The following is a 360-nucleotide window of genomic DNA, read 5'->3' as shown; positions in this document are numbered from 1 at the left end:
CCGGCGCTTGCTTCACCGCAAATCCGCCGCATAATCAATCCAACCAGATGAGCCACATCCTCTCTTAGATCAGAGCGCCATCTGTCCCAAAATCCCTGACGACGGACAGGCTCTCGATCTCGCCATGGGCCTCCTTCTGTTGCTTGGCCTTTTCCAACGCGGCCATCTGTTCCTCGGTCAACAGAATGCCGTCCTGCACGGCGCAGGCTTCCAGCGCCTTCAGCCGCTTCTTCATCGTCTCCAGGTCATTGCGCAGCCAAATCGACCGCACCCCTGACGACGACACCACGATGCCTTGCTGTTGAAGTTCCCAGGATGCCCGTTTCTGCCCAAGGGCCGGATTCTCAATAGCCAATTCGA

1 pseudogene is annotated in these 360 nt (G+C 57.8%); it reads right to left on the bottom strand.

Annotated features, from left to right (window positions below):
* Positions 1–109: 109 nt before the first annotated feature.
* Positions 110–360 (bottom strand): annotated as a pseudogene (locus tag ABLN87_RS22385) (IS481 family transposase); the annotation flags it as partial.

The organism is Ruegeria sp. SCP10, assembly GCF_040329495.1.
In the GTDB taxonomy this organism is placed as follows: Bacteria; Pseudomonadota; Alphaproteobacteria; order Rhodobacterales; family Rhodobacteraceae; genus Ruegeria.
Note: the sequence above shows the minus strand (reverse complement) of the source record. Positions and strands in the feature narration are given on the sequence as shown.